Origin of the sequence: Luteolibacter sp. SL250, assembly GCF_026625605.1 — a bacterium.
Taxonomy (GTDB): Bacteria; Verrucomicrobiota; Verrucomicrobiia; order Verrucomicrobiales; family Akkermansiaceae; genus Luteolibacter.
Window position 1 is genome coordinate 4,423,307 of sequence record NZ_CP113054.1, and the last position, 19,573, is coordinate 4,442,879.

At 63.3% G+C, this 19,573-nt stretch carries 16 protein-coding genes; 7 read left to right on the forward strand and 9 right to left on the reverse strand.

The window, feature by feature from the left end; translation table 11 throughout:
- Nucleotide 1: 1 nt before the first annotated feature.
- From OVA24_RS19185 to OVA24_RS19205, 5 genes are read left to right on the forward strand one after another with little or no spacing between them, the layout of a single operon-like run.
- A complete protein-coding gene (locus OVA24_RS19185) occupies nt 2–1,810 on the forward strand; it encodes a sensor histidine kinase (RefSeq protein ID WP_267671746.1) in 1,809 nt (602 codons plus the stop codon).
- On the forward strand, nt 1,794–2,423 hold the full coding sequence (locus tag OVA24_RS19190; protein ID WP_267671747.1) for a response regulator: 630 nt from the start codon (nt 1,794–1,796) through the stop codon (nt 2,421–2,423). Before OVA24_RS19185 ends, OVA24_RS19190 begins: the two co-directional genes overlap by 17 nt.
- Complete coding sequence (locus OVA24_RS19195; RefSeq protein ID WP_267671748.1) at nt 2,420–3,358, forward strand: diacylglycerol/lipid kinase family protein; 939 nt, start codon at nt 2,420–2,422, stop codon at nt 3,356–3,358. The genes OVA24_RS19190 and OVA24_RS19195 overlap by 4 nt, the downstream gene beginning before the upstream one ends.
- A complete protein-coding gene (locus tag OVA24_RS19200) occupies nt 3,355–4,212 on the forward strand; it encodes a metallophosphoesterase family protein (protein WP_267671749.1) in 858 nt (285 codons plus the stop codon). Before OVA24_RS19195 ends, OVA24_RS19200 begins: the two co-directional genes overlap by 4 nt.
- The gene (locus tag OVA24_RS19205; RefSeq protein ID WP_267671750.1) at nt 4,209–5,597 is read left to right on the forward strand and encodes a dihydrolipoyl dehydrogenase family protein; all 1,389 of its coding nucleotides are present in this window, start codon (nt 4,209–4,211) and stop codon (nt 5,595–5,597) included. The genes OVA24_RS19200 and OVA24_RS19205 overlap by 4 nt, the downstream gene beginning before the upstream one ends.
- Here OVA24_RS19205 and OVA24_RS19210 read toward each other — a convergent pair.
- From OVA24_RS19210 to OVA24_RS19220, 3 genes are all read right to left on the reverse strand, one after another.
- Nucleotides 5,581–6,573 carry a BON domain-containing protein gene (locus OVA24_RS19210; RefSeq protein ID WP_267671751.1) on the reverse strand — a complete coding sequence of 331 codons (993 nt, stop codon included), beginning with the start codon at nt 6,571–6,573 and terminating at the stop codon, nt 5,581–5,583. The genes OVA24_RS19205 and OVA24_RS19210 overlap by 17 nt on opposite strands.
- Nucleotides 6,574–6,839: 266 nt before the next feature.
- Nucleotides 6,840–7,922: a lipid A deacylase LpxR family protein gene (locus OVA24_RS19215; protein ID WP_267671752.1), complete on the reverse strand. Its 1,083-nt coding sequence runs from the start codon at nt 7,920–7,922 to the stop codon at nt 6,840–6,842.
- Between the two features lie 151 nt (nt 7,923–8,073).
- Nucleotides 8,074–8,244 carry a DUF1328 domain-containing protein gene (locus tag OVA24_RS19220; protein ID WP_267671753.1) on the reverse strand — a complete coding sequence of 57 codons (171 nt, stop codon included), beginning with the start codon at nt 8,242–8,244 and terminating at the stop codon, nt 8,074–8,076.
- Nucleotides 8,245–8,485: 241 nt separating this feature from the next.
- Between OVA24_RS19220 and OVA24_RS19225 the strand changes: the two genes are divergently transcribed.
- Nucleotides 8,486–9,565, forward strand: a complete 1,080-nt coding sequence (locus OVA24_RS19225) for a 3-deoxy-7-phosphoheptulonate synthase (protein WP_267671755.1) — start codon at nt 8,486–8,488, stop codon at nt 9,563–9,565.
- 50 nt (nt 9,566–9,615) lie between these two features.
- A complete protein-coding gene (mqo, locus tag OVA24_RS19230; RefSeq protein WP_267671756.1) occupies nt 9,616–11,112 on the forward strand; it encodes a malate dehydrogenase (quinone) in 1,497 nt (498 codons plus the stop codon).
- A gap of 3 nt (nt 11,113–11,115) precedes the next feature.
- Here the strand turns inward: mqo and OVA24_RS19235 are convergent, their stop codons facing one another.
- From OVA24_RS19235 to OVA24_RS19260, 6 genes are all read right to left on the reverse strand, one after another.
- On the reverse strand, nt 11,116–12,195 hold the full coding sequence (locus tag OVA24_RS19235; RefSeq protein ID WP_267671757.1) for a M42 family metallopeptidase: 1,080 nt from the start codon (nt 12,193–12,195) through the stop codon (nt 11,116–11,118).
- A gap of 172 nt (nt 12,196–12,367) precedes the next feature.
- Entirely contained in the window at nt 12,368–13,711 is a 1,344-nt protein-coding gene (locus OVA24_RS19240; protein ID WP_267671758.1) for a lipopolysaccharide biosynthesis protein, read from the reverse strand.
- Nucleotides 13,712–13,734: 23 nt separating this feature from the next.
- Entirely contained in the window at nt 13,735–15,246 is a 1,512-nt protein-coding gene (locus OVA24_RS19245) for an exopolysaccharide biosynthesis polyprenyl glycosylphosphotransferase (RefSeq protein WP_267671759.1), read from the reverse strand.
- 84 nt (nt 15,247–15,330) lie between these two features.
- On the reverse strand, nt 15,331–17,481 hold the full coding sequence (locus OVA24_RS19250; RefSeq protein WP_267671761.1) for a GumC family protein: 2,151 nt from the start codon (nt 17,479–17,481) through the stop codon (nt 15,331–15,333).
- A 5-nt stretch (nt 17,482–17,486) separates the two neighbouring features.
- Nucleotides 17,487–18,041 (reverse strand): polysaccharide biosynthesis/export family protein, encoded by a 555-nt coding sequence (locus OVA24_RS19255; protein ID WP_267671762.1) that lies wholly within the window; start codon nt 18,039–18,041, stop codon nt 17,487–17,489.
- Nucleotides 18,042–18,055: 14 nt separating this feature from the next.
- On the reverse strand, nt 18,056–19,255 hold the full coding sequence (locus tag OVA24_RS19260) for an outer membrane beta-barrel protein (RefSeq protein ID WP_267671763.1): 1,200 nt from the start codon (nt 19,253–19,255) through the stop codon (nt 18,056–18,058).
- Nucleotides 19,256–19,573 lie beyond the last annotated feature (318 nt).

Sequence of the window (19,573 nt, forward strand, 5' to 3'; positions counted from 1 at the left end):
AATGTTAAGATTCCGTCTCTTCTTCGGCTTGCTGACGCTCATCATCCTCCTCTGGGGGGTGGGGGCCGCGGCACTGTTGCTGATGCGTGATTCCAACAAGCGCTTCGACAAGCGCCTGGCTTCGGACTACATGGTCGTCAGCACGGCCAACGGGTTCAGGTCCGTCACCTCCACGCTGAATTCCACCTACATCCCGATCTTCACGGGACCCATCCGGGTCGAACCGGAAATCCCCGACCGCTCGATTTACGACGCCTATTCGGCGGAATTGTCAACACGCCTCAAGATCCTGCGCGAGGCGGACGTGAAGGTTGAGGCACTCGCCGCGGCGGTAACCGCCTATGTGGAGACCTATGACCGCCTTCTCGCCAATCCGCCGCGGGACCACGAGAGCCGGGACCGCGTCCTCACTTCCATCAGCAGCCAGACCCAGCGGATCACCGATCTGGCGGACAGCATCTCCAAGCTGGCGGAGACAAAGCTGCTCTCCGTGGGCCGCGAGGCGAAGGAAACCGCGACCCAGAACTACCTGTTCGTGTCCACACTGGTGCTGTTGGGCACGGCTATCGCCTTCATCATCTACTTCCAGCTCATGCGGCACCTGGTGGATCCGGTCAGCCGGCTCCAGCTATCGATCGATGAAGTCCGGAACGGCAACTTCGAGCTGAACCTGCCCGCGCCCGGCCACGGCAGCGAGTTCCGCTCCGTGGTCGCCGCCTTCAATGACATGGCCGCGGAACTGAAGCAGCGGCGTTCGGTGATGGACGACCACCTGATGCGGACAAACCTGGTGAACCGCGCGATCCTGGAGGCCATCCCCTCACCCGTCTTCGTGCTCGGGGATGACACGAACATCGTGCAGATCAACCCTGCGGCCGAGGAGCTGACCGAGGATCTGGGCGTATCCGGGCGGCTGCCGCTGAAGATCCAGCGCATCCTCGATGAATGCCGCAAGACAGGAACCCACCTGCTGCCGGAGGACCCGCGGGAGGCCCTTCTCTTCCGGATCCATGAGGAGGAGTTCTACTACCTTCCCCGTATCTTCCGCTTCGTTTCCGAAGATGATGGCAAGGGAGGTTCCGGATGGGCGGTCCTGCTGCACAACGTCAGCCGCATCCGCTGGCTGGACGACATGAAGACCAACCTGCTTTCCACCGTCAGCCACGAGATCAAGACCCCGCTCACCGGCATCCGCATGGTGCTGCACCTTTTGCTGGAGGAAAACGGCAGGTCTCTCAACGACATGCAGCACACGATGGTGGAGTCCGCCAACGAGGACTGCGAACGGCTGCTGGTCACCCTCAACACCCTGCTCGACCTGTCCCGTGCGGAGGGTGGAACCACCCACCTCTCCCGGATCCCTGTCCGGATGCAGGAAACCATGGAACGCTCCGCCCGCCTCTACCACGGTGCGGCGGCCGCGAAAGGTTGCGTCATCGAGGTGGAACCGACGGAACCCGCACTACCGGACGCACTGGCCGACCCGATCCGCCTTGATGAGGTGATGAACAACCTGGTCTCCAACGCCATCAAGCACAGCCCTCCGGGTGGCGGCATCACGCTGCGCTGCGTGAAACAGGGGGCGGAGTTCCTCAGGGTGTCCGTGATCGACCGCGGACCGGGCGTACCGGAGGCGAGCCAAGGGAGGATCTTCGAGCGGTTCTTCCGCGCACCGGGCCAGCCGCACGAAGGCGTGGGCCTCGGTCTTTTCATTTCACGGGAAATCATGCGTGCCCACGAAGGCCGGATCGGCCTGATGGAACGCACCGAAAATCAAACGGAATTCTATCTGGATGTCCCCATCGCCTGAGCAGCAGACAGCCAGCGGCCCGCCGCAACGACGGCTGCTCGTCGTTGACGACGAGCCGACGCTGCGGCTCGGGTTTTCCTATGCGCTTTCCAGCCGCGCCACACAGGTGGACACCGCATCCACCGGGAGGCAGGCACTGGAGAAACTGAACAACGCGGCCTACGACCTGCTCATCCTCGATCTCCGCATGCCTGACATCGACGGTCTGGGGGTCATCGAGATCCTCCGCCAAGCGGGCAATACCGTCCCCATCGTACTGTGCAGCGCGGCCCTCACCCCTCTGGCCGTGCTCCGTGCGATCCAGCACCGCGTGCCGGATTTCCTGCTGAAGCCCGTCCGCCCGGTCGATCTGCGGGAGGTGGTCGATTATGTTCTGGCGCCGCCGGACACGCCCGTCTCCCGCACCGTCGCCGCCATCCGCAGGGGGAATGTCCCGGCCGCCCTGAACCACGCCCAGTCCGATCCATCCCACAACCACGGTACAACCGTCTGGGTGAAGGTCCTGGAATACGTCCTCCATCCTCCGGACGACGATTCAGCGGGTGCCGGGGAGGGCCTCATCCGTTCCTCGCTCGCCGCGCTCGCCTTCCGCTCCACCATCGCTCAGGCATGATGAAATGTATCCTCCTTCTCAACCGGGCCGCCGGCGGCAATGAGCGCGGTCTGGTCGCATCGGAAGTATGCCACACCGTCCAGGAGATCTTCCGCGAGCAAGGGCACCAACTCCTCGCCCACGTGATCGATCCGGAACGGGTGGAGGAGGAGATCAAAAAAGCCGCCGCGGAGCGGCCGGACGCGATCATCGTCGGCGGCGGGGATGGAACGGTATCGACCGCCGCCGGGTTGCTCGGGGGAACGGGCATCGCCCTCGGCGTCCTGCCCATGGGGACCTTCAATCTTGCGGCCAGGGATCTCGGGGTGCCGCTGGACATCAAGGAAGCGGCGGAATTCCTCGCGCAGGCGCAGCCCGTCCCCATCGACGTGCTGATGGTGTCAGGCCGTGCCTGCCTCTGCACCACCGTCTTCGGCTTCTATCCGGAGTTCTCCAGCTTCTTCGAGAAGCGGGACCATGGCGGACGGTGGTGGAGGAAGACACTCAAACTGGCCGCCGGGGTGCCGAAGATCTTCGCCCGCGCGCGCCCGCTCTCCCTGGAGTGGAAGGGCGAGGACGCCACCGGTCATGCACGCACGAAATTCTCCGCCTTCGTCCCGGGGAAATACCGATCCACCACCGGCATCGTCCCTTCGCGCACGGACTTCCGGTCGGGCGCCATGACCGGCTACATCGGCACCCATCGGAAAGCATCCGCGGCGGTGAAGGCGATGCTGGACTACCTGCTGGGCAGGCATGAGGAGAATGCGGAGCTGCGGATCATCAAGGCGCGCTCGCTGGAGCTGAATGCCCGGGGAAGGAAGCACTGTACCGTCATGCTGGACGGGGAGATCATCCGGATGCCACTACCCATCCGGCTGGACATCCTGCCGGAACGGCTGGTCGTGCTCACCACCCCGGAACATCCCGCGGAAACCAGTGAATCCACCGCATGACACGGCTGCTCCACCTTTCCGACCCCCACTTCGGCGCGGTGAATACGGCGGCTGCGGAAGCTTTCCTGAGCCATGCCCGCTCGCACGCCCACGACTTCACCGTTCTCAGCGGGGATCTCACCATGCGCGCCCGGCGCACCGAACTGGAGGCGGCCTACAACTTCGTCTCAACCATCCCCGGCCCCCTGCTGCTGATTCCGGGGAATCATGACATCCCCGCGACCAACCAACCGTTCGACCGATTCTTCCGCCCGTTCCGGCGCTACTCACGGTGGTTCGGCGCGGACCTGGAACCGGTCCACCGCACGGAGGACTTCCACCTGGTCAGCCTGAACAGCACCCGTGCTTTCGGTTTCCACGCGGACTGGTCGGAGGGCATCCTTTCCAAGGAGCAACTGGCCCGCTGTGTTTCCCTTTTCAACCAACCGGGTGGGGAAGCGTTCCGCATCCTCACGCTCCACCACCCGTTGCTGGCCCCTCCGGGATACAACAGGGCTGTGGTGAAACCGTTGCCTGATCTTCTCCAGGCAGTGGATGATGCGAAGGTGGACCTCATTCTCTGCGGGCACTTCCACCGCTCGCAGCTCGCCACGGCGGGAGTGCTGGAGGGGTGGAAATGTGTCGTGTCCCAGGCACCCACCGTCTGCTCCACCCGCCTCCAGGGAGAGCCGCAGGGGTTCCATGAGATCCGCTTCACGGCGGCAGTGGTGGAGATCACCGTCTGGAGATTCATTGATGGGAGCTTCATTCCCACATCGACTTCCCGCTTCGAACGGGATGAGGATGGATGGAAGGATTGCGGGGACTTCGTTACGGACGAGATTGCCGTCATCCCACCTGAAGAAACCGAATGAAATACGATCTCATCGTCATCGGCGGCGGAAGCGCCGGCCATTCCGCGGCATCCACCGCAGCGAAGCTGGGCCTGCGCTGCGCCTTGGTGGAGGCTCCCGGCCCGCTCGGCGGCCTCTGCATCCTGCGCGGCTGCATGCCATCGAAAACGATCATCGAAACCGCCAACCGGATGCGGGTCATCCGTGAGGCGGATCGCTTCGGAATCACCGTGGGGACACCGGTACTGGACCTCCCGCGCCTCCGCGAACGTGCCGGAGTCCTCCTCAAGGACTTCCGCGACTACCGCAGGGAGGAAATGGGAACCGCCGGCTACGAGCTGCTCCGCGGCACGGCGAACCTGACATCCACCCATGAAGTGGAACTGGCGGAAAGCAAGGAGCGCCACCAGGCAAAGGCCATCATCATCGCCACCGGCTCAAAACCGGAGATCCCGGAGATCGAGGGCCTGGAGGGAACACCCTACTGGACCAGCGATGATATGATCGGTCTGCCGGAGCTGCCGGAGACCATTGCCATCGTCGGGCATGGCGCCATCGGGATGGAGGCAGCCCACCTTTTCGAGGGGCTCGGCAGTTCCGTGACCGTCCTGGTGCGCGGCGAGCGGATCCTCAGCCATTTTGACGATGACATCGCGGAGGCCATCGAAGCGGAGAGCATCGACCGCGGCATCACATTCCTGAAGAAGACGGAGATTTTCCACGTGGAGCATAAGGACGGGAAATTCCACTTGTCCCTGACCGGACGGGAAAAGCTGGTGGCGGACGCCTTGTTGGTCGCCACCGGACGGACTCCGAACACGATCGGTTTCGGCTTCCAGAAAGCGGGCATCGCCATGGACCGGAAACGGATTCTCATCGACGACCGGTGCTCGACTTCGCTCCCACATATTTTCGCCGTCGGCGACTGCGCCAGCCCCGTCCCCGTGGTGCATCTGGCCGTCATCCAGGGAGCGGTCGCCGCCCGCAATGCGGAGCGCATCATCCGGGATGGCCACTCCGAGCTTTCCCATGAGTGGAGTCCGGAAACCGCCATGACCGGGCTGTTCACCGAACCGCAATGCGTGGAGATCGGGATGGGGGTGAAGGAAGCGGCGGAGAAGCGCGTCAGGATCCTCACCGGCAGGATCAACTACAACGACCAGGGAAAAGGAATGATCTCCGGATCGCGCCACGGCTTCGTCAAAATCATTGCGGAGGCGGATTCACACCGGATCATCGGCGCCGCGGCCGCAGGGCCGGAGGTGCTGGAAACCTCCCATGTCATCCAGCTTGCGATCTCCCGTGGCATGACCCTGGAAGAATACGCCGCGGTGCCCCACTACCATCCCACCCTGGTGGAGGCATGGGCATCCGCGGCGGAAGCCGCGCTCAACGGCGCGGAGTGACCAACGGGGCGTTCACGGAAACGAGCGGGCGCTGCGTTTCCCCGCCAACCTGGATCTGGTTGCTCACGGCCATGACACCGGGGACGCCCCGTGCGGTGGATTCGGCGGCAGCCTTCATTTCGTCCGCCGGAACCTGGCCGGAAAGCGTCACGACACCTTCCGCGAGTTCACTGCGGATCATGCCAGGGTCGATCCGGCGGTCCGCCTTCATGGCGTCACCGAGGGCGGCCATCATCTGGTCCGGAGTGAAGTCCTTGTCCTCCACCGCCTCCATCTTGAGGTCGGAATTGATCGTGAGGCGGTCCGAGTTCACTTCGAACACACCGGTGACGGACGAACGGCGCACCAAGCGGTCGTATTCGCCCCGGCTGCCCAGTTCACCTTTCAGTCTGACGGCCCCTTCTTTCACGGAAACCGAAAGGCTGAGACCGTCGCAGAGCGGGTCATTCGCAATCAACTGGCGGAGTTGCTCCGCGATCTGATCGTCGCTGCGGATGCCGTCGAAGGTCACCTCGGTTTTGTTCTCGATCAGTTTCACTCCGGGAACCCTGGACACCGCCTCACGGGCGATCTCCTGTTCGTCCCAAGTGCCAACCGCCCCGCCGAGGACGGCTTTCCCTCCTTCGACATTCACGGTGATGCGGCCCGCATCGAGCGCCTTGTTCTTGTCGAGCGCGGCGCGGACAGCGGTCTTCACGGACTCGTCCGGGATACTCCCTCCGCCGATCTCAAGCTCGTTCACCACGGCGCGCACCTTGACGACGGACATGGCCCGCTCCGCGGCGCGCTCCGCCTGGTCCAGCGTCGCGACATGCCCGGTGAGGATGGCGATGCCATCCCGCAGGCTGGCGGAAACCTTGGTCCCGTCCATGCGGGTGTCGGAGCTGATCTCCATCTTGATGTGGTCGGAAATCTCGCCTGGCGTTCCCGGAGCCATCTCCGGAGTGGCGAAAGCAAAAGCCGTTGTGCTGATCATGGTCGCTGCGATCCAACGGGCTTGTTGTTCTGCTGTATTCGTTTTCATGGCATCATCGGGGAATCATCCTCCATTTTCGCAGGCACTGTGCCATCGCCGGTGACGATCCCCTAACCACCTCTGATCCAGGCCATTCCAATCCCCCCGATTCCGGGCAGCCAAGCCGGCGAAAGAACAATCGCGCAGCCTGCATTTGCATTCTGCACCGGAGGCATGAAAAAGGGGATGCCCTGCGGCATCCTCTCACGGAATCATGGATGAAACCGTCAGAATTTCACCCGGACAGCCACCGTCCCGAAGTCGGCATGTCCGTCCTGTTCGCGGTACTCCTTCGTCCTCCAGGTATGGACGTAGCTCAGTTCGACCAGACGATAGCGGATGCCCAGGCCGCAGAACGCCTCTGCGATGAATGGCTCGCGGTGGTTGCCGGTGTTGAAGTCGCGGAACACGGGGCCGTCCAAGGTGGCATCATGCGCCACACCCCGGACCGTGGCGCCGAACAGCGTGTAAATGGACCAGTGCCCTTGGTAGTCTCCGCCGCCACCGAAGTAGCGGTGGGAATAAGCGGTCGATGAAAGCCGCGGATCCGAGAAGTCCGGCGGAAGGTTGTAACCCGCACGGAAGAAGCCGCCCAGGTGGGCCTCCGTCCGGAACGTGCCGAGCCGCACGCCCCACTCCGTCAGACCGTCGATGCGGAACGCCCCCCGCTCCATTTCGATGAAATCCGCCCTGCGCTTCTGCACGAAGCTGATGTCCGCCGTGACCTCGTTCGGCACCTGGTCGTCCCAGCCATTGAATTTCTCCAGATCCCGGAGATCATGGATGGTGTCCTGGGATTCCTCCGCTAGCGAGTTCGGCCCGATCATGCCAACCGTGAACTCGATGGAGTTGAGGATGTGTTCGTCCTTCACGTGAAGGGAGAAGCCAAGACCAAGCCAACCAGCGTAGCGACGCTGCCCGGGTGGTTGGAAGGCAGGTCCGGCATCTTCCGGCGTGAACATCAACTGCGTGAGGGAAAAGCCATAGTTGTAATGCACCTTCGACGGATCCTTGAACCCTGTGATCCTTCTGAAAACACCATAGCTTTCCTCATCACCGGAAAAGCGCCGCAGGTTCCGCTGCAGGCCGAGGCGCTCGACCGGACGGTCTTCCGAGATCCACGAAAGGCGGATGCCGTTGGTGTAGTCCTTGTCATCGCCTCCGAAAAGATCGTTGTCGAAATAGAGGGTGGTGTAGCCGCTGTCCTTGTCAGGAAAGGGATTCAGGTAATCCAGGGAATAAAGCCCTTGGGCCTTGGTGGCGGCGGCGGTGCAGACGATGGCGGTGGCGATGCTGGGCAGGAGTTTCATCGGGGTGGGTGCAGGAGGTAATGGTAGCAGAAAAGGGAAGAGGGAGTGAACGAATCCTCCCGAATCGTTCACTCCCCTTGTGTCAGGCATCTCCCTGATGATGCCGTGAATTTTCCATGGGTTTGGGATGAGGTTCGTCCTGGAGACGGCCTCATGGATTCTTGCCCCGCAGTGCCCGGCTGAGTGCCGAAACCACCAACAGGATCAGGAATATGACAAAGAGCACTTGGGCGATCGAGGCGGCGGTACCCGCCACGCCACCAAATCCTAAGAGTCCCGCGATCAGCGCGAGGATGAGAAATGTAATGGTCCACTGTAACATTGGTTACTCCTTTCTTGAGTTCCCTCCTGACATTGCAGGAATCCGACCACCCAAGACACAACACCACAACCATCTTACCATAAATTTCTTATGATACACCCAATCTAACAAGCGCACTGGAACAAGGGTGCAGTCCGCCAAAGAATCCCGCATTATTGGTGCAATTTGCACCTACCGGGCGAATTCGGAATCGTTGGCACCAACGGCTTGTGGGGGAGACAGGGACCGTTATCCTTCGCGGGTGATCCAGACATCCGACCTCCGCATTTCCGGCACGCGACCGCTCATTTCGCCTGCGATCCTGGAGTATGATCTCCCCGTCCCAGCCCAAAACGCCGACCTCATTTCACGCTCCCGGAGCGGGATCTCCGCGATCTTCAAGGGTGAGTCCGATCGTCTGGCGGTGGTCATCGGACCGTGCTCGATCCATGATCCGCAAGCCGCCATCGAGTATGCGTGGAAGCTGAAGGAGATCTCCGACCGGCTGGAGGAGGATCTGCTGGTGATCATGCGCGTCTATTTTGAGAAACCGCGCACCACCGTCGGCTGGAAGGGCCTGATCAATGACCCCCATCTGGATGACAGCTTCGACATCAACCACGGCCTGCGCGCGGCGAGGGCGCTGCTGCTGGATGTGGCCACCATCGGCCTGCCCGCCGCCACGGAGTTCCTCGATACCATCTCGCCGCAATATGTGGCCGACCTGATCTCATGGGGGGCCATCGGCGCGCGCACCACGGAGTCACAGATCCATCGTGAGCTGGCGTCCGGGCTTTCCATGCCCATCGGCTTCAAGAATGGAACGGGCGGCTCCATCCAGATCGCGCTGGACGCCATCCAGTCCGCCTCCCGGCCCCATCATTTTCTGGGGGTGACGAAGCAGGGCATCTCCGCGATCGTCTCCACCACCGGCAACGAAGACTGCCACCTGATCCTGCGCGGCGGGCAGGGCGGCCCGAACTACGATGCGGACAGTATTTCGGAGACCGCCGGCATCCTGGCGACGCAGTGTTTCCCCCGCCACCTGATGGTGGACTGCTCCCACGGGAACTCCCGGAAGAACTACCGCAACCAGCCCGTGGTGGCGCAGGAACTCTGCGCGCAGATCGCCGCTGGTTCCACCGTCATCTCCGGGGTGATGCTGGAGTCCAACCTGGTCGAAGGAAGCCAGAAACTCGCCGCACGGGAGGAGATGACGCACGGCCAGTCCGTCACGGACGCCTGCATCGGGTGGGAGACCACGGTGGAAGTGCTGGAGGAGCTGGCGGCAGCAGTCAGGGAACGGAGAAAACTTGCAAGCTGCACACCGGCCGGGGCGTAATCCCGTGCCTCCGCGCAAACGCGCTTTCCTTTTCCATTTTCCGACACCCCATGCAGTCCCAACACATCGAAAACCCGGATGTCATCCTCATCGGCAGCGGCGTCATGTCCGCGAACCTCGGCGCGCTGCTGAAGCGCCTGAAGCCGGAACTTTCCATCCAGGTCTATGAGGTGACGGCGGAGCTGGCGCAGGAAAGCTCCCACGGCTGGAACAACGCGGGAACTGGCCACGCGGGCATCTGCGAGCTGAGCTACACCCCCCACCGTGAGAAGGACGGCAGCGTCAACGTCGCCAACGCGATCAAGATCTTCGAGCAGTTCGAATACACCAAACAGTTCTGGGGCCACGCGGTCGCCAGCGGGATGGTGGACGCGCCGCGTGAATTCATCAACCCGGTGCCGCACATCAGCTTCGTCCACGGACAGGAGCAGGTGGACTACCTGAAAGCGCGCCACGCCGGTCTGGCCGCCCACCATTTCTTCAGTGACATGGTCTATTCGACGGATCCCGCCACCATCGGGAGCTGGTCGCCGCTGCTGACGGAGGAGCGGGGGCAGATCCCCATTGCCGCGACGCGGATGGACAGCGGAACGGACGTCAATTTCGGCAACATCTCCCGCAAGCTGCTGGGCTGGTTGGCGGACCAACCGGGCTGCGGCATCGCCGCCAGCCACCGTGTCACGGATCTGGAAAAGAAGGGCGACCGGTGGACCGTCACCATCAAGGACCTGGTCACCGGGAAGAAGCGGACCAACACGGCGAAGTTCGTGTTCGTCGGCGCGGGGGGCGGCAGCCTGCCGCTGCTGCAGAAAGCCGGTATCCCGGAGAGCAAGGGCCTGGGCGGATTCCCCATCGGCGGACAATGGCTGGTCTGTGAGAATCCGGAGATCGTGGAAAAGCACCAGGCGAAGGTCTATGGCCAGGCGCTGGAGGCCGCTCCGACGATGGCCGTTCCCCACCTCGACACCCGCATCCTCGACGGAAAGAAGACGCTGCTTTTCGGCCCCTTCGCCGCGTGGACGACGAAGTTCCTCCACAAGGAAGGCAGCTACCTCGACCTGCCGCTGTCGGTGAAGCCGCACAACCTCGCCACGCTGGTCAAAATCGGCATCCACAACCTGGATCTGGTGCAATACCTCGTCCAGCAAGGCACCCAGAGCATGGCCGACCGGATGGAAGTGCTGCATGTCTTCTATCCGGGGGCGAAGGCGGAGGACTGGAAACTCATCGACGCGGGCATCCGCGTGCAGGCGATCAAGAAGACCGACGGCGAAGCAGGCATCGTCCACTACGGCACCGAGGTCATTACGGATGAAGACCGCAGCATCTCCGCGCTGCTGGGAGCCTCCCCGGGGGCATCCGTCTGCGTCCACATCGTGCTGGAGGTGGTGAAGCTCTGCTTCCCCCAACTTCTGGAGTCACCGGAAGGCAAGGCGCGGATGAAGGAACTGATCCCCATCCACGACGTGGACATCAAGCTGCCGGAAAATGCCGCCTACTTCCACGAGACGACCGCAAAGGCGGAAGCCGCGCTCGGCCTGCGGTGAGCCTCAGAGGTAGTTCGCCAGACCTTCGACGGTCGCCTCATCCAACCGCTTCGCCAGCGCGACGGTGAGCGCGACCATCGCCAGATGGTCGTTCACATCGATGATGGCGTTGTGGGAGTGGATGTAGCGTGCCGGGACACCCAGCACGATGCTCGGGATGCCGGTACCGCCGATGTGGAATGACCCCGCGTCCGTCCCCCCGCTGCGCCGCACGGTCACCTGGTGCGGGATGTTTTCCGCCTCCGCGGTCTCGATCGCCAGGCGCGCGAGCCGTGGGTTGGTGATCGCCGTGGGATCGAAAAGCCGGATCTGCACGCCGCCGCCGAGGCTTCCCTGGCTGTCGGATTTCATGAAGCCCGGCGTGTCATCCGCGGGCGGGCCTTCGAGGACGATGGTGACATCCGGCTGGATGAAGTTCGCTGAGGTCTTCGCGCCGCGGCAGCCGACCTCCTCCTGCACCGTCCCGCCGAAGATCAGGCGGTTGGGATGCCCGGATGCCGAAAGGATCTGCCCGGCCTGGATGGCCCCGGCCATGCCCGCGCGGTTGTCGAACGCCTTCGCCATCAGCAGATCCCCCCTGCCCAGCGGGGTGAAGGCGGACAGCGGTGCGATGGGGTCCCCGAGCGCGATGCCGAACACCTCGGTCACCTCCCGCCGTGATCCGGCGCCGATGTCGATGAACATCTGGTCGATGCCCATCACCTGCTTCCGCGACGCTTCCGGGAGGAAATGGGGCGGCTTCGAGCCGATGACGCCGATGACCTTCTCCCCTTCCCGCGTGCGGATCTCCACCCGCTGCGACAGCAACGTGTGCTCCCACCACCCGCCGAGCGTCACGAACTGGATGAACCCATCCGCCGTGATGTTCTGCACCATGAAGCCGACCTCATCCATGTGCCCCGCGATGAGCACCCGTGGCCCGGCTCCGCCCGTCTCACAGAAAACCGAGCCGTTGCGGTCCGTCGAGAGATCGCCACACTCGCCCAGCTCATCCACGAAGATGGCCCGCACCTCATCCTCATGACCCGGAACGGAATGGGCCTCGGTCAGTTCCTTCAGCAACGAAATCGCCTTCTCACGCATGCCCGCCAGTCTGGACGGGAGGTCCGGAGGTTCCAAGCGTCAAAGTGGCGAAGTGGCGGCTTCATATGGTGTAGCGAATCTCGTGAGAGATTCGGCGGGGTGGGCTTCCGTCGGCGAAACAAACTATGGCTTCCGGCGGACTTCCCCACCACCGGAAGTCTCACGACTTCCGCTACCCTTGATGGACCCGGTGCAATGCCCGGTGGACCATCTTTGGAAGGATCCAGCCGGTGCCTAACAGGATGGTGGCGGCCATGGACAGTAGCATCAGGTTGAGGGAACCCATGGAAAGAGAAACACAAACCACCGCGATCATGACGAGCGTTTCGAGGATCTGGATGACGGCCAGGCGTTTCACCTGGCCGGTGCCGATCATCATGGCGTGGTTGAGGTGACGCCAGACGTGCATGATGAAATAAGCGGCGTAGCAGGCGAGCACGGCGCGGTCCGTGTCCGCGAAAGATTTCCCCAGCCAGACGCCGAGTGCCCATGGACCGAGGACGACCAGCCCCAGGCTGGAGAGCGAGGCGAAGCCCAGGCCGAAGAAATAGAGACGCCGTGCGGCCTTCCTCGCCCAGTCGATGTCGCCCCGGGCCAGTGCCTCCGCGACGGCGGGCCAGGTGGGGGTGCTGAGCATCACCACGAAGCCGAGCTGCATCACCGTCAGCGTGACGAACACCCCCCACAGTGCCACCTCCGAGGGGCCGCCCCCCATACGGCCGATGAGCCAGCCGCAGAAGTTCGCCTCCACGAAGCCGGTGAGGATGAAACACGCGGAGAAGGAAAGTCCATCCGTGAGCAACGGGCGGACCAGGGAAGGATTGAACGCGGCCGGTGAGGGGACGGTGGCGGGGTGCTTTTTCCAGCAGGAGACCATGTTCCCCAGCTTGGCGAGGATCATCGCACCCTGGACCGCCAGCACCAGGAACCAGACTTCCGGGACGAACCAGATGCCAACGCCGACGAAAACCGCGCCGAGGACATTCCCGACCGCCCCCCACAGGTTGTTGGAAGCCACCTCCAGGTAGCCCTCCCGGACGCGCTCCGTGAGGTTCACCACGAAAAACATGAGGAACAGCCCCAGGCCCACCCACATGGCGGGACGCAGCAGCGTCTCCTTTCCGGCGAACTTCGCGCCGAACAAGGAGTCGAAGGGAACCAAGGCCAGCACGGAGGCCATGAGCGCACCCGTCAGCAGGGCCACCCCCAGCATCAGCATCAACGATGTGGAAACCAGGGCACGCTGGCTTTCCACATCCCCATTCGCCCGTGCCTTGGAAAGCCCGTGGGCGAGCGCGGGACCCACGCCGATCTCCAGCAGGGATACCGTCCCCAGCGTGAGGTTCACCATGGTGAAAAGGCCGAACTCCTCCCTCCCCAGCACCCGCACGGCAAGAGGGATCGAGATCAACTGCAGCAGGACCGTCCCCAGTTTCGAGACCAGAGAAGTGACCACCGCCAGCCGGATCGACCGGTCACGGCGGATGGAGTTCTCAGCAGTCGTGGAATCTGGCATGCCTTCGATGACCGCCGCGTCCATCAACAGGCGCCCCGGCGGTTAAGGAAGGTCATGACCATGATCTGGAAGTCGAGCATGAAGTTCCAGTTCTCGATGTAGTCGAGGTCGAACTTCACCCGCTCGCGCAGGCAGGTATCGCCCCGCAGGCCGTTCACCTGCGCCCAACCGGTGACGCCGGGCTTGATGTTGTGGCGGACGTTGTAGTGGGGGATGTCCTCCTTGAAGTTCTCGATCAGCTCCGGGCGTTCCGGGCGCGGCCCGACAAGACTCATGTCGCCGCGCAGCACGTTCCAGAACTGTGGCAGCTCATCGATGTTCCATTTCCGGATCAGCGCGCCGATCTTCAGGCGGCGCGGGTCATCCTTCACGGTCCAGCCGACCTTGCCCGGTGCCTCCGCATCCAGGCGCATGCTGCGGATCTTCAGGATGTCGAACGGCTTTCCGTTCAGGCCGATGCGGCGCTGGCGGTAGAGCACGGAACCGGGCGACTCGATATAGACCCACGCCATGAACAACGCCATCAGCGGGGCGAAGACGATGAGCCCGACGATGCTGCCGATGATGTCGATGCAACGCTTGAAGACGTTGTTGAACGCATGATGGAGCGGAAGGCTGCCGACACCCAGCACCGGCATGCCATGGAAGTTCTCCAGGTTCAGGCCGGACACCAGGATCTGGAAGCAGCTCGGCACCAGCTTGAAGTCCGCGAACTCCTTGCCGCAGGTTTCCGCCAGCGACAGCATGTCATTCCGGTCGAGCGTCCCGTCCACGACCATCACCAGATCCGATCCGGAGGAACGCAGGAGGTTCCGGAACTGAGGCCATGTGCCGAGCACCGGCACGTCGGCTGGCAGGTTCGCCGGCAGCGTGCCGCCCGGAGGAAGGACCACTCCGGCAATCGCGATGGGCTGGATGCGGCCTTTCTTCGAGCGGGCCAACGCGCGCGAGCACTCGTCGTTCCAGCCGACGAAGATCGCCTTCTGCTGGAGCTTCTCCACGTAGCTGTCCCCACGCAGGATGCAGAACAGGAACCAGCGCCAGAAGAGCATCATGGCCATGGCGGTGAGGGCGCCGATCACGCAGTAGAGGCGGCTGATGGCGGGGTCGATCTTCAGCATCAGCGAGATCGCCAGGAATCCGGCGCACCAGATGGCGCAGGACTTCACGATGATGAGCCCGCATTTCCGGATCGCCAGGAAGTTCCGCGGATCATGGAGGCGGAAGTTCGCAAGCAGGAACACCAGCAACAGCGTGCCCACCGATACGTGGCCGAGGTAGCTGCGCACATCCACAACGGGATCGGGCACGCCGAATCCGCTCATGCTGGTCTCGAACCGGATGATGTACGCGATCACCAGCGCCAGGAAGATGACAACGGCATCTCCCAGGAAGCTGGCTGCGACGAGTTTCTGGTTCGCCACCCACGGCCGGTGCCGGTGGCGGAGGTTGAAGCGGGGGGCTGGCTCAATCGGGGGGGCTGAAACCCGGACAGTGTCGGGTTCGAACGATTTCAGTCGGGGGGTGGAAATCATTTGTCGGGGGGGTGGGGGGAACAAACGATATCGCCCGGCTCACGGATGAGCCTGCGGCGTTAACAACTTGGGACAGGAAAGTATTCATGATGCCAAACCCTTGGGTGGTTCAGGACGGCGTGGCGAACCACTGCCGATGAGCGGATGGGAGGCCCGGACGGACGGGCCTGCGGTGCGGCTGTTCCGCCCGCGTGGGATCTCGTTCCAGACGAATCCGACGAGGCTGCCACCGGCGGAGCGGATCATCTCCGATGCCTGCCGGAGTCCGCGGCGATGACCGCCCTGGTCCGAGACCACCAGGCAGCAACGGTCCGCGTAGCGGGCGATGACCGCGGCATCCGCCGAATCCATCAGCGGCGGTGTGTCGATCACCACACGGTCGAACCAGCGGTAGGCATCCTCCAGCAGGGCCGCGAAGCGGGAGCCGGCCAGCAGGTCGCCGGAGTCAGGACGGGGTGAGCCGGAGGAAAGCAGGTAGAGGTTCGGTTGCTCAGTGGCGTGGCAGGCCTCCGCAGGCGCGACATCCCCGGAGAGAAAATCCCCCAGCCCCCTGCGGCTCATGTGTTCCGCGCTGATGCCGGCGGAACGCAGGTCCGCATCCAGCAGCAAGGTCCGGTGCCCCTGGATGGCGAGTGAGGTGGCGTAGTTCAGGGCGCAGAACGAGCGGCCCTCGCCTGCCCGTGCGCTGGCGAAAAGGATGGTCCGTGCGGTCTGGGATCCTTCCTGCGGGGAAAGGATGGTCCGCAACTGGCGGAAAGCATCCGCCGCGCTGGCCGCGGGGATGCGGGCGAGCAACGGCACACCGGCGGCACGCGCGGCGGCCGCGGCATCCCGGATGCGTCCGTCCGCCAGCTCCAGCCCGACCATGAGGAACAGACCCATGAAAAATCCGGTGCCCGCACCGAGTCCCAGCGCCACGATCTTGCGCGGGCTGTGCGGCTTTTCCGGAGTCATCGGCGAGTCCTCCCAGCGGAGGACGGAGGCGGGAACGGAGGCTGTCAGATTCGTCTCACGCAGGCGGGCGGCCACCGCGTCATGCAGGGTGCGGTCGGCATCCGCCTCACGGTCCAGCGTGCGGAACTTCTCGCGCAGGCCTTCGACCTCCACGGCATCCACCTTCGCGACGGAAAGTGCGGCGGTGAGCTTCCCTTCATTCTCCACGGCGATGCGGTATTTCTTCTCCAACGCATTGCCCGCAGCGGCGGAACTATCCTCCAGATTCTTTTTGAGCAACGCCAGCTCGCTGGAAATCGCGATGTAGGTGGGGTGCTTCTCCAGATATCGTTCCTTGATCGCTGCGAATTCCGCCTCTTTTTCCTGGATCGCACGGACCTGTGAGATCACCTCCGTCGCCTGCTCCGAATTCCCCGCACCGGCCAGCGCGCCGGGGTCTTTCGGGTCGAATTTCCTGAAGGATTCGTATTCGGCTTCCAGGCGCAGCCGCTCGGACTTCGCCTGCCCGAGTTGGGTGGTGAGCGATGTCACATTGTCATCCGGCGCCACGGCACCCGGGGTCGCTTCCAGCCCCGGGACGCGGTGGCTTTCGCGGAACTCCTGCAGCTTGCGGGCGGAATCATCCATCTTTCCACGCAGCCGTTGTTCCTCGCGGGCCAGGCCTTCGCTCGCCCGGCGGGTGATCGACTGCTGGCGCTCGGCGCTGGATTTCTCGTATTCGTCGACGATCGACTGGACCAGTTCCTTCGCGCGACCCGGGTTGGTGTCATCCACGGCGATGTCGATGAGACGCGTACCGCGACGCAGCTCCACGCGCACCCGGCGGCCCAGAGTCTGGACGAGCCTTTCCTGGCCGGTGCCCGGGGCTGCGAAATCCGGATCGGAAGCGAGGCCGTGCTTCTCGATCAGACGCATCAGCATGGTTGAGGAAAGCATCCCCTGCTCGACGGAGCGCATCTGCTCGAGGTCACGTGACTCTTCCGGAGCGACCGCCTGGATGTTCAGCACCTGGGGTGCCTGGGTGCCCACGTAGACGGAGCCATAGGAGCGATAAACCTTGGTCGCGTTCTTGATGTAGAGCAGCGAGCAGGCGATGCCAAGCGCACCCAGCACGGCCACCAGCCAGCCACGGCGCAGCAAGGTGCCGAAGACACGCCCGATCTCCACCGTCGGCAGGTACGCTGCGGGATCCTGCACCGGGGCGGGCGGAGCCGCAGGCACGGCGAGCCCCCCGGCCTGACGGACGGTGAGCTGGGCATGTTGGTTGTCCCTTCGGTTCATTCGGATCAGAAGAGGCTTTCAGGAATGGTGATGGTGTCTCCGTCGCGGAGAGCGATGTCCTCGCCTTTGCCGTTGGTGATGTCCCTCAGGTTCACGGAGAAGACCTGCCCACCGCGCTTGAGGGTGACTTTCTTCTCGTTGGCGATGCGCGTGGTGCCACCCGCCATGCCGACGACTTCCACCAGCGTGAGGCGACGGTGAGCGGGGATCTCGAACACACCCGGACGCTGGGCCTGGCCGAGGATGGTGACCGTGCGACGGATGCGTGCTTCGATGGCGACACTGACTTCCGGGCGGACCAGGTAGCCGTCCTTCAGGCGGCGGGAGATGGCGGCGGCGGCCTGGTCCGTGGTGAGACCCTCGATGCGCACCGCGCCGATGAGCGGCATGGAAATGGTGCCGTCCGAGGAAAGCTGGCCGCGCGTGGTCAGTTCCTCTTCACGGAACACCCGGATCTCGACGGAATCCATCCGCCCGATGACACCGGAGGTGCCTTCCCTCACTTGCGCCGGGAGAACCGGAGCGAGGAGGGTGGTCAGGAGCATGAGTTTCTTCCACATGGCGTATTGCTGGGTCAGAACTTGTATTCGAGGAGGACACCCGCGCTCTGCTGGTCATATCCGAAACCGGCGCGGTTGGAGTCGTTGCTGGAAACACGATAGAAAATCTCGAGGCCGAGTTCCTCGGTGAAACGGTAAGAGATCGCCGGACGGACGAACCACAGGGTGTCCTTGCCCGCGTCCCCACCGATGCCTTCGACCTGCCGGTAGGAAGCGCTCTCCACCCCACCTTCCAGATGGGCGGTCCATTTCTCGCCGATCTTCTGCGAGACCCCGGCGGTGGCACCAGTGAGGCGATAGTTCTGCCCGGCGGAAAACGCGGAAGCGGTTTCGCGGCGGTAGGCGGTCAGGAAATAGTTCGTCTTCTCCGAAGGACTCCAGTCGATGCGTCCCTCCAACACCGGGGTGACGCTGGAGCCGTTGGCGTACTTCCGCTTTTCAGCACCTGCCTCCAGCTCGACGCGGATCTTTTCCCGCGGCTGCCACTCGATCTTGCCCGTCAGGCGCTGGAAGCGCTGGTCCTGCATATCCTCCACCTCGAACCGTCCGCCACGGTAGGCGAGGCCCAGGCGGGTCTTCGGGGAATAGGCGTAACGGAGGGCGACTTCGCCGAAGGCCTCCCGCGAATCGAGCAGCACCTTGTCCGCGTAGTCCGCGATGGACTGACCCGCCGCCACTTCCAGCGCGAGCTTCTCCCGTGGCACCCACGCGATCCTCACGACATGCTCGAAAAGCTGCCGGTCCGCCTGGCGTCCGGTGTCCGGCGTCGCATCGCCCAGCTTGGCATAGGCGACGGAGTAATCGACGGCGGCCTTGTTCCCGACCACCCCGATGGCGGCCTTCGCCTCGTGGTCGATCCGGTTGTCCGCACTGCCCTGCGCGTAGACCACGCCGGTCGGACGGTAGGCGATCTTGAGGTAGCCGCCCTCCTGGGAGTCCCGGTCGCCCTTCGAGTAACCGATCTCCGGCGTCACCTTGCCGATGAAGTCGGACTTCGCGTCGTTGGCGCTGAGGAAAATGTTGTCGTCGTAGGCTCCGGAGATGATCACCCCGAGATCGAGCCCCTGGGATCTCGTCTCGCCCATCATCGGATCGCGGGGAGCGACCAGCGGGGATGGCGGCGGATCGTCAATGGAACCCCGCATCACCGGTTGGGACACCGGTGAGGCTTCCTGGGCACATGCCAAGCCTGCAGCCACGCTGAATATGGCCACGGCAGGAGCACGCCCTGTGATCTGTGGGTGAAGGGGACGCATTGTCGGGGGGAGGCGACACGACGACGGTCCCTCCCATATGCCATGCGTTCAAGGAGATTCAGGTTTCGAGTTAATACGTGATCACGTAATGCACGCCGAGCCCTAGAGGTATATAACAAATTCAAGCATTCAGGCAGCCTCGGCGCCATTGTTTTACATATCTTAACAATTAACTGTTTTTATCCTGTTATTCACGAACCGTTATTAATCATTGGATTTTTCCATTCCTTGATCCCCCACCTTTCCTGATCATTTCCACTTGGCACACCGGCAGCT

Coding starts and splice junctions, on each gene's coding strand:
- OVA24_RS19185 (WP_267671746.1), top strand. CDS start 2: ATGTTAAGATTCCGTCTCTTCTTCGGCTTGCTGACGCTCATCATCCTC.
- OVA24_RS19190 (WP_267671747.1), top strand. CDS start 1,794: ATGTCCCCATCGCCTGAGCAGCAGACAGCCAGCGGCCCGCCGCAACGA.
- OVA24_RS19195 (WP_267671748.1), top strand. CDS start 2,420: ATGATGAAATGTATCCTCCTTCTCAACCGGGCCGCCGGCGGCAATGAG.
- OVA24_RS19200 (WP_267671749.1), top strand. CDS start 3,355: ATGACACGGCTGCTCCACCTTTCCGACCCCCACTTCGGCGCGGTGAAT.
- OVA24_RS19205 (WP_267671750.1), top strand. CDS start 4,209: ATGAAATACGATCTCATCGTCATCGGCGGCGGAAGCGCCGGCCATTCC.
- OVA24_RS19210 (WP_267671751.1), bottom strand. CDS start 6,573: ATGATCAGCACAACGGCTTTTGCTTTCGCCACTCCGGAGATGGCTCCG.
- OVA24_RS19215 (WP_267671752.1), bottom strand. CDS start 7,922: ATGAAACTCCTGCCCAGCATCGCCACCGCCATCGTCTGCACCGCCGCC.
- OVA24_RS19220 (WP_267671753.1), bottom strand. CDS start 8,244: ATGTTACAGTGGACCATTACATTTCTCATCCTCGCGCTGATCGCGGGA.
- mqo (WP_267671756.1), top strand. CDS start 9,616: ATGCAGTCCCAACACATCGAAAACCCGGATGTCATCCTCATCGGCAGC.
- OVA24_RS19235 (WP_267671757.1), bottom strand. CDS start 12,195: ATGCGTGAGAAGGCGATTTCGTTGCTGAAGGAACTGACCGAGGCCCAT.
- OVA24_RS19240 (WP_267671758.1), bottom strand. CDS start 13,711: ATGCCAGATTCCACGACTGCTGAGAACTCCATCCGCCGTGACCGGTCG.
- OVA24_RS19245 (WP_267671759.1), bottom strand. CDS start 15,246: ATGATTTCCACCCCCCGACTGAAATCGTTCGAACCCGACACTGTCCGG.
- OVA24_RS19250 (WP_267671761.1), bottom strand. CDS start 17,481: ATGAACCGAAGGGACAACCAACATGCCCAGCTCACCGTCCGTCAGGCC.
- OVA24_RS19255 (WP_267671762.1), bottom strand. CDS start 18,041: ATGTGGAAGAAACTCATGCTCCTGACCACCCTCCTCGCTCCGGTTCTC.